This is a genomic window from Escherichia sp. XD33, from assembly GCF_019375075.1.
Lineage (GTDB): Bacteria > Pseudomonadota > Gammaproteobacteria > Enterobacterales > Enterobacteriaceae > Enterobacter > Enterobacter flexneri_A.
Genome location: NZ_JAENDM010000088.1, coordinates 1 through 9,039 on the forward strand (window position 1 = coordinate 1; position 9,039 = coordinate 9,039).

At 51.9% G+C, this 9,039-nt stretch carries 7 protein-coding genes and 2 pseudogenes; 6 read left to right on the forward strand and 3 right to left on the reverse strand.

All coding sequences use genetic code 11. From position 1 onward, the window contains the following. Both K0778_RS24090 and K0778_RS24095 read left to right on the forward strand, forming a co-directional pair. Positions 1 to 225: IS1 family transposase (locus K0778_RS24090; protein ID WP_024169623.1), on the forward strand; the 225-nt coding region annotated here is incomplete at its 5' end. A gap of 17 nt (positions 226 to 242) precedes the next feature. Then, positions 243 to 962, forward strand: a pseudogene (locus K0778_RS24095) (MFS transporter); the annotation flags it as partial. Positions 963 to 1,054: 92 nt separating this feature from the next. Here the strand turns inward: K0778_RS24095 and pncA are convergent. The 3 genes from pncA to sppA all read right to left on the reverse strand — a co-directional run bounded on the left by pncA (position 1,055) and on the right by sppA (position 4,746). Next, a complete protein-coding gene (pncA, locus tag K0778_RS24100) occupies positions 1,055 to 1,696 on the reverse strand; it encodes a bifunctional nicotinamidase/pyrazinamidase (RefSeq protein ID WP_001135066.1) in 642 nt (213 codons plus the stop codon). A gap of 10 nt (positions 1,697 to 1,706) precedes the next feature. Continuing rightward, positions 1,707 to 2,723, reverse strand: coding sequence for an asparaginase (gene ansA, locus K0778_RS24105; protein ID WP_001170157.1), 1,017 nt, complete (start codon positions 2,721 to 2,723; stop codon positions 1,707 to 1,709). Between the two features lie 166 nt (positions 2,724 to 2,889). Further along, positions 2,890 to 4,746 carry a signal peptide peptidase SppA gene (sppA, locus tag K0778_RS24110; RefSeq protein WP_001459801.1) on the reverse strand — a complete coding sequence of 619 codons (1,857 nt, stop codon included), beginning with the start codon at positions 4,744 to 4,746 and terminating at the stop codon, positions 2,890 to 2,892. Between the two features lie 160 nt (positions 4,747 to 4,906). Between sppA and K0778_RS24115 the strand changes: the two genes are divergently transcribed. The 4 genes and pseudogenes from K0778_RS24115 to K0778_RS24130 form a co-directional block, all read left to right on the forward strand. Continuing rightward, the gene (locus K0778_RS24115) at positions 4,907 to 5,458 is read left to right on the forward strand and encodes an NAD(P)H nitroreductase (RefSeq protein ID WP_000339283.1); all 552 of its coding nucleotides are present in this window, start codon (positions 4,907 to 4,909) and stop codon (positions 5,456 to 5,458) included. A gap of 116 nt (positions 5,459 to 5,574) precedes the next feature. Next, positions 5,575 to 6,618 (forward strand): selenide, water dikinase SelD, encoded by a 1,044-nt coding sequence (gene selD / locus K0778_RS24120; protein ID WP_001295485.1) that lies wholly within the window; start codon positions 5,575 to 5,577, stop codon positions 6,616 to 6,618. Between the two features lie 4 nt (positions 6,619 to 6,622). Further along, a complete protein-coding gene (topB, locus tag K0778_RS24125; protein ID WP_001235800.1) occupies positions 6,623 to 8,584 on the forward strand; it encodes a DNA topoisomerase III in 1,962 nt (653 codons plus the stop codon). Between the two features lie 87 nt (positions 8,585 to 8,671). Beyond that, a pseudogene (locus K0778_RS24130) lies at positions 8,672 to 9,039 on the forward strand (IS1 family transposase); the annotation flags it as partial.

Below are 9,039 nucleotides of genomic sequence, written 5' to 3' on the forward strand. Positions count from 1 at the left end.
GAGGTCGTGGTATGGATGACGGATGGCTGGCCGCTGTATGAATCCCGCCTGAAGGGAAAGCTGCACGTAATCAGCAAGCGTTACACTCAGCGAATTGAGCGGCATAACCTGAATCTGAGACAACATCTGGCAAGGCTGGGACGGAAGTCACTGTCGTTCTCAAAATCGGTGGAGCTGCATGACAAAGTCATCGGGCATTATCTGAACATAAAACACTATCAATAAGTTGGAGTCATTACCCAGAATGCCAACTTCGTGAAGTAGAGCAGCAAATTGAAAGAGAGAAGAGTATTCGTTTACCCCCGCTTACTTCGTATCAGAGCAACAGCAAAGTTAAAGTAATCAAGGGTACTTTCTGGCTCCTGTTTAAAGGTGAAATGTTACGACGTACATTAGTCGCGATTACTGTTTTAATTGCAATGAACATTTCGCTTTATACCATCACCGTATGGATACCGACCATATTTGTTAACTCCGGCATTGATGTCGATAAATCAATATTAATGACCGCTGTTATTATGATTGGCGCTCCGGTAGGAATATTTATTGCGGCATTAATTATTGATCATTTTCCTCGTCGGTTATTTGGCTCCACCTTACTTATTATTATTGCCGTGTTAGGCTATATCTATTCAATTCAGACTACAGAGTGGGCGATTTTAATCTATGGCCTGGTGATGATCTTCTTTTTATACATGTATGTTTGCTTCGCGTCGGCGGTTTATATCCCGGAGCTTTGGCCAACGCATTTACGCCTGCGCGGTTCGGGTTTCGTTAATGCCGTCGGACGGATCGTCGCAGTCTTCACGCCCTATGGCGTTGCGGCATTATTAACACATTATGGGTCGATCACGGTGTTTATAGTACTTGGTGTCATGTTATTGCTCTGTGCGCTGGTTCTCTCCATTTTTGGCATCGAAACGCGGAAGGTGTCGTTGGAAGAGATTTCTGAGGTGAATTAAATCTTTCGTTGATGGCATCAATTGCCAGATGTGCCACTGACGTGTTTTATTTGGCCTACAATGCCAGTACAGAATTGTAGGCCAGCGTAAAATTACCCCTGTGTCTCTTCCCAGTCTGCCAGCGTATATAGCGTTGCCCCAGCAGCTGACATCTCCATAAACGCGTGCGCACTGTCCTGTGGCTGGATATTCACGCCACGACAACCATCGGTAATCACGTTTACCTTATAACCTAACTGTAACGCGTCCAGCACGGTAAACTTCACGCAATAGTCAGTAGCCAGGCCCATAACGATCAATTCATCGATTTCATGATCGCGTAACCAGTCATCGAGAGAGGTTTTCTGCCGACGGCCGTTATCAAAAAAGGCACTGTAACTGTCAACTAAAGGATTTTCGCCTTTATGGAACACCGCTGCGATCGCTTTTTGGTGCAGTAACGGATGTAATTGTGCGCCTTCACTGTTCTGCACACAGTGATCTGGCCAGAAGGTTTGTGGCAAACCGTCGAGTTGGCCTGGCGTATAAGGCTCTACACCGTGCTGACTGGCAAAACTGCCGTGATTCGCCGGGTGCCAGTCCTGACTGGCGATAACCGCTTCACCGCGCGACTGGCACCAGTCAATCAGGCGGTTAGCGACATCCACCGTACTGTCACCTTCCGGCACGGCGAGCGCGCCACCAGCACAGAAATCATTTTGTAAATCGACCAGTAACAGGGCGCGAGGGGGCATTGCAGTCTCCTTAATCATCCGGCGTCAGTTCGCCGCGCAGGTTTTGGCTCATGGCCTTGCGAATGGTTTCAGTATCCAGTTCCTGGCTCAGCAGGTAATGCAGTTTGGTTAGCGTGGCTTCTACAGTCATATCTGCACCGCCAATAACGCCGGCATGGGCGAGGGCGTTACCGGTGGCATAACCACCCATGTTCACTTTACCGGACATACATTGTGTCAGGTTGACCACCACAATACCGCGATCGCTGGCTTCATGTAATTCCTGCAAGAAGGCTTTGTTTTGTGGCGCATTACCCACGCCATAGGAGCGCAAAATCAATGCTTTCACCGGTTGGCGCAGAAAATTGCGCACGACGTCAGCAGAAATCCCTGGATAAATCGTCACTACGCCAATTGGTTGTGGGGTGATTGGATGAACGATTAATTCCCCTTCACCGTGCGGGGCGGGTGGCGTATTTAAACGACGAATATGGATACCTGCTTCCAGTAACGGAGGAAGGTTTGGAGAGGCAAACGCATCAAAACCATCGGCATGGGCTTTGGTAGTGCGGTTGCCGCGATACAATCGGTTATTGAAAAAGAGCGTTACTTCGTTGATCGGATAATTCGCCGCAACGTACAACGCATTCAGCAGATTAATTTGTCCGTCAGAGCGTAACTCAGCTAGCGGGATTTGTGACCCTGTCACAATGACTGGTTTACCGAGATTCTCGAGCATGAACGACAGCGCAGAGGCGGTATATGCCATCGTATCGGTGCCGTGCAGAATGACAAAACCATCATAGTCGTCATAGTGCGCTTTAATATCTTCAGCAATATGCTGCCAGTCTTCTGGAGTCATATCAGAAGAATCCATCAACGGCGTATATTCATGAATGGTGAAATCTGGCATCTCCGGGCGATGGAATTCCGGCATCAGCGCCAGTTGGCGTTGTAGATGACCTGACACCGGAATATAACCCTGCTCGGAACGCTGCATCCCGATGGTCCCGCCCGTGTAGGCGACGTAAATTGATTTCTTTTGCATGATATTGATATGAATGATATCGAAAGAGCAAAAGTATATACGTGAGGCAGGAGGAGCGCACCTGATACTATGCGGATAAGGAAATATGGGGCGAGACAGCGGGAAGAGGATTCGTCGACGTAAAAAATAATGTGGCCGACGATCTGTCGGCCACTCAGTACAAGACTTAACGCACGTTGGCGCAGGTCAGGCAAAACGCATAACGGTTTTGTGGGTCGTTAAACGCGGCCAGCTTGTCGCTTTCACTTTTAACAGTAGAGGCTACCGAGGCCAGCGGTGCAGGTAACATGGCCTGGAACGCATCTGGCAACATTGCCCGGACAGAACCAGACATGTTGTCCATCACTTTGTCGAAGAAGGTCGGTTCATCAACGTAGTATTCCAGATGCCACTGTTTCACTTTTGCCAGCTCTGCTGCTTTGGCAACTGCATCATCGAAATCCCCGAGGCTATCGACCAGCCCGTTAGCTTTTGCATCCTGACCGGTCCAGACGTGGCCCTGGGCGATTTTATCAATCTGCTCCGGCGTCGAATGACGCGCATCAGCAACCAGCGTGATAAAGCGTTTATAGCCATTCTCAATGCTTAACTGCATCATCTGCTGTGCTTCCGGCGGCAGTGCCCTGGTGATAGAAACATCTGCCAGCGGTGAAGTTGAGACACCATCGGTATGAACACCAATCGAATCCAGACTATTTTCTACGGTGGTGATCACGCCGAAGATACCGATAGAACCGGTCAGGGTGCTGGGGTTAGCCACAATGTAATTAGCTGGCGTGGAAATCCAGTAACCACCAGATGCCGCCATGCCGCCCATCGATACAACCACAGGCTTACCCGCTGCCCGGGCTGCTGCCAGTTCAGCGCGAATCACTTCAGACGCGGTAACGCTGCCGCCTGGGCTATTAACACGCAGGACAATCGCTTTCACTTTCGGGTCAAGGCGAGCGTCGCGGATTTGTGCCGCAGTGGTATCACCGCCAACATTCCCCTGAGTTTCCTCGCCATCCATAATTGCGCCATTAGCAAAGACGACACCGATGCTGTCACCGGTATCTGCCGGCGTTTTCAATGCGTAATCGTAATAACTGATGGCGCGATAATTTTTATCAGTCTTACTCCAGCCGAATTCTTTGGTCAGTGCTTTTTCGATTTCCGCACTCGATGCCAGTGCATCGACCAGCTTGTTTTCCAGTGCATATTTCGCGGTATCGCCACCGGTTTTGGTTAACCCCTCAAGCAACCCTTGCGCGCCAGGGAATACCTGCTCAGCAGGGATCTGCCGGTTAGCGGCAACAGTATTCAGATAGTTTTGCCACAGCTCACCAATCCAGCGGCTGTCAGCTTCGCGGGCTGCCGGTGACATATCATCACGAATAAACGGTTCAACGGCAGATTTATACGTACCCACGCGGAACACATGGGTGGAAACTTTCAGCTTATCCAGCAACGATTTGTAGTACAGACCGTTGGTGGCAAAGCCGTGCAGATCAACCACGCCTTGCGGAAACAGCCAAATTTTATTGGCGAAACTGGCGAGATAATATTGCCCCTGGCTGTAGTTCTCGCCAACGGCATAAACCGGTTTCCCGCTGTCACGAAACTCTTTCAGAGCTTTGCCGATGTACTGCATAGACGGTTGGTCGCCGCCTGCGAAGTTTTTCAGATCCATCACAATACCGGTGATATTGCGGTCGTCCTTCGCCTGGCGAATAGTGTTGACGATATCAAACAGTGAGTTTTCCTGCAGACGATCGGAACTGGCACCAAGCAGCTGGCGGCTTAATTTACTAAACCGCTGAGAACTGTCGGGTTTATCGACGATCACACCAGAAATGTCCAGCAGCAGTGCGCCACGACTGGCCGTTTCTTTCGAATCACCACCACTGACCTGCATCCAAATCCCCACACCAACCAGTACGAGGAAAATAAAGAACAGGTTAAGTACCATTTCACGGACGAAATTCAGCAGACGCCACGTCCATTTAAAAAATCCGGCAATAAATCGCCAAAGGGTTCGCATGTATTCTCCCAACTTAAGGTCACACCTGTCACAGGCGCAATAGATGTGGTTATCGTAATGACCCAACCGGTACTTGTCAGCAGGAATTGCGGACTGTGCTGTAACAAAATCCACTCTCGTGTTAATTTTGTGAATAAATATCACGACAGGAGTTAATCAAATGGATGCACTCGAACTATTGATCAATCGCCGTAGCGCCTCCCGCTTGGCTGAACCCGCGCCAACGGGTGAACAACTGCAAAACATCCTGCGTGCGGGTATGCGTGCGCCGGACCATAAGTCCATGCAACCGTGGCATTTTTTTGTGATTGAAGGGGAAGGGCGCGAGCGTTTCAGCGCCGTACTGGAACAGGGGGCGATTGCTGCCGGTAGTGATGACAAAGCTATCGACAAAGCCCGTAATGCGCCGTTCCGCGCACCGCTCATCATCACGGTGGTGGCGAAATGCGAAGAGAATCATAAAGTCCCGCGCTGGGAACAGGAAATGTCTGCCGGATGCGCGGTCATGGCGATGCAAATGGCAGCAGTTGCCCAGGGGTTTGGCGGCATCTGGCGCAGTGGCGCATTAACTGAAAGTCCGGTAGTGCGTGAAGCATTCGGTTGCCGTGAGCAGGATAAAATTGTCGGTTTTCTCTACCTCGGTACGCCGCAGCTGAAAGCATCTACGTCGATTAACGTCCCGGACCCGACGCCGTTTGTAACTTATTTCTGATAATTGTCGCGAAACTGTCTGGATTGTGAGCAAAGGCGCAGGAATTCAGACACTCTCACTTATCACTTCACGGAATGAGGGTTACCATACCCGGATTGCATTGACAGGAGATGTCCATGAGCGAGAACTCGATTCGTTTGACCCAATACAGCCACGGAGCTGGTTGCGGCTGTAAAATTTCCCCAAAAGTGTTGGAAACCATCCTGCATAGTGAGCAGGCGAAGTTTGTTGATCCGAATTTGCTTGTGGGTAATGAAACCCGCGACGATGCGGCGGTGTACGATCTGGGCAATGGCACCAGCGTTATCAGTACCACCGACTTCTTTATGCCGATCGTTGATAATCCTTTCGATTTTGGCCGCATTGCGGCGACTAACGCCATCAGCGATATCTTCGCGATGGGGGGCAAACCGATTATGGCGATTGCGATCCTCGGCTGGCCGATTAACAAACTTTCCCCAGAAATTGCCCGCGAAGTGACCGAAGGTGGACGCTATGCATGTCGTCAGGCGGGTATTGCGCTGGCTGGCGGTCACTCCATCGATGCGCCGGAGCCGATTTTTGGTCTGGCGGTAACGGGGATCGTACCGACCGAGCGGGTGAAGAAAAACAGTACCGCACAAGCCGGATGCAAACTGTTCCTGACGAAACCGCTGGGGATCGGCGTTCTTACCACGGCTGAGAAAAAATCACTGTTGAAACCAGAACATCAGGGACTGGCGACGGAAGTGATGTGCCGGATGAACATCGCAGGCGCGTCCTTTGCCAACATCGAAGGCGTAAAAGCGATGACCGACGTTACGGGCTTTGGTCTGCTGGGCCACTTGAGCGAAATGTGTCAGGGGGCTGGTGTGCAGGCACGCGTCGACTATGAAGCGATCCCGAAACTCCCCGGTGTTGAAGAGTACATTAAGTTGGGCGCAGTACCTGGCGGCACTGAACGTAACTTTGCCAGCTACGGTCATCTGATGGGTGAAATGCCGCGTGAAGTGCGCGATCTGCTGTGTGATCCGCAAACTTCTGGCGGTTTGCTGCTGGCGGTCATGCCGGAAGCAGAAAATGAGGTCAAAGCTACAGCCGCCGAGTTTGGCATTGAACTGACGGCAATTGGCGAACTGGTGCCAGCGCGCGGCGGTCGTGCCATGGTTGAGATTCGTTAATTCAATGCGGTTGTTTATTGCCGAAAAACCGAGTCTGGCGCGCGCCATTGCTGATGTCCTGCCCAAACCGCACCGGAAAGGCGATGGCTTTATCGAGTGCGGTAATGGTCAGGTGGTGACCTGGTGTATCGGTCACCTGCTTGAGCAGGCGCAGCCAGACGCCTACGACAGCCGCTATGCGCGCTGGAATCTTGCGGATTTGCCGATTGTCCCGGAAAAGTGGCAATTACAGCCCCGACCCTCCGTGACCAAACAACTTAACGTCATCAAACGGTTCCTGCATGAAGCCAGCGAAATCGTTCACGCCGGGGACCCGGATCGTGAAGGGCAATTGCTGGTGGATGAAGTGCTGGACTATCTGCAACTGGCACCGGAAAAGCGCCAGCAGGTACAGCGTTGCTTGATAAACGACCTGAACCCGCAGGCGGTTGAGCGGGCGATCGACCGTCTTCGTTCCAACAGTGAGTTTGTACCGCTGTGCGTTTCTGCGCTGGCGCGAGCGCGTGCCGACTGGCTGTACGGCATCAATATGACCCGTGCGTATACCATTCTCGGTCGCAATGCCGGTTATCAGGGCGTACTTTCCGTGGGACGCGTGCAGACGCCCGTGCTTGGGCTGGTGGTGCGCCGCGATGAAGAGATTGAAAACTTCGTGGCGAAAGACTTCTTTGAAGTCAAAGCACATATCGTGACACCTGCCGATGAGCGGTTTACCGCTATCTGGCAACCGAGCGAAGCGTGTGAACCGTACCAGGATGAAGAAGGGCGCTTGTTACATCGTCCACTGGCGGAGCATGTGGTTAACCGCATTAGTGGTCAACCGGCTATTGTCACCAGCTATAACGATAAACGGGAATCAGAATCCGCGCCGCTGCCTTTTTCGCTTTCAGCGTTGCAGATTGAAGCGGCAAAACGTTTTGGTCTGAGTGCGCAGAACGTGCTTGATATCTGCCAGAAACTGTACGAAACGCACAAGCTAATCACTTATCCGCGTTCTGATTGTCGCTATTTGCCAGAAGAACATTTTGCCGGACGCCACGCGGTGATGAATGCCATCAGTGTTCATGCACCGGATCTGTTGCCGCAGCCAGTGGTAGATCCAGATATACGCAACCGCTGTTGGGATGACAAAAAGGTCGATGCGCACCACGCCATCATTCCGACCGCACGGAGTTCTGCGATCAACCTGACGGAGAACGAAGCGAAGGTCTATAACCTGATTGCCCGTCAGTATCTGATGCAATTCTGCCCGGATGCGGTGTTCCGCAAGTGTGTTATCGAACTGGACATTGCCAAAGGCAAATTTGTCGCTAAAGCGCGTTTTCTTGCTGAAGCAGGCTGGCGCACGCTGTTAGGCAGCAAAGAGCGCGATGAAGAAAACGACGGCACGCCACTGCCTGTGGTGGCGAAAGGCGATGAGTTGCTGTGTGAAAAAGGTGAAGTGGTAGAGCGGCAAACCCAGCCGCCGCGCCATTTTACCGATGCAACACTGCTTTCGGCGATGACCGGGATCGCGCGCTTTGTGCAGGATAAAGATCTGAAAAAGATCCTCCGTGCGACCGATGGTCTGGGGACAGAGGCAACGCGTGCCGGGATTATTGAACTGTTGTTCAAGCGTGGTTTCCTGACCAAAAAAGGGCGCTATATCCACTCCACCGACGCCGGAAAAGCGCTATTCCATTCGCTGCCGGAGATGGCGACGCGACCGGACATGACCGCGCACTGGGAATCGGTGCTGACGCAAATCAGCGAAAAGCAGTGTCGCTATCAGGACTTTATGCAGCCGCTGGTGGGGACGCTATATCAGCTTATTGATCAAGCCAAACGTACGCCGGTGCGGCAGTTTCGCGGCATTGTGGCTCCGGGCAGTGGTGGCAGTGCTGATAAGAAAAAGGCTGCACCGCGTAAACGTAGTGCGAAAAAAAGTCCGCCAGCAGATGAAGTCGGAAGCGGGGCGATAGCGTAAGCGAGTGAATCTTTCGTGCTATTCGAGTCATAGGTAATGCTGCCAACTTACTGATTTAGTGTATGATGGTGATTTTAAGGTGCTTGCGTGGCTTCCATTTCCATCAGATGTCCTTCCTGCTCCGCTACTGAAGGCGTGGTGCGTAACGGCAAAAGCACCGCCGGACATCAGCGCTATCTCTGCTCTCACTGCAGTAAAACATGGCAACTACAGTTCACTTACACCGCCTCTCAGCCCGGTACGCACCAGAAAATCATTGATATGGCCATGAATGGCGTTGGATGCCGGGCAACAGCCCGCATTATGGGCGTTGGCCTCAACACGATTTTACGTCACTTAAAAAACTCAGGCCGCAGTCGGTAACCTCGCGCATACAGCCGGGCAGTGACGTCATCGTCTGCGCGGAAATGGACGAACAGTGGGGCTATGTCGGGGCTAAATCGCGCCAGCGCTGG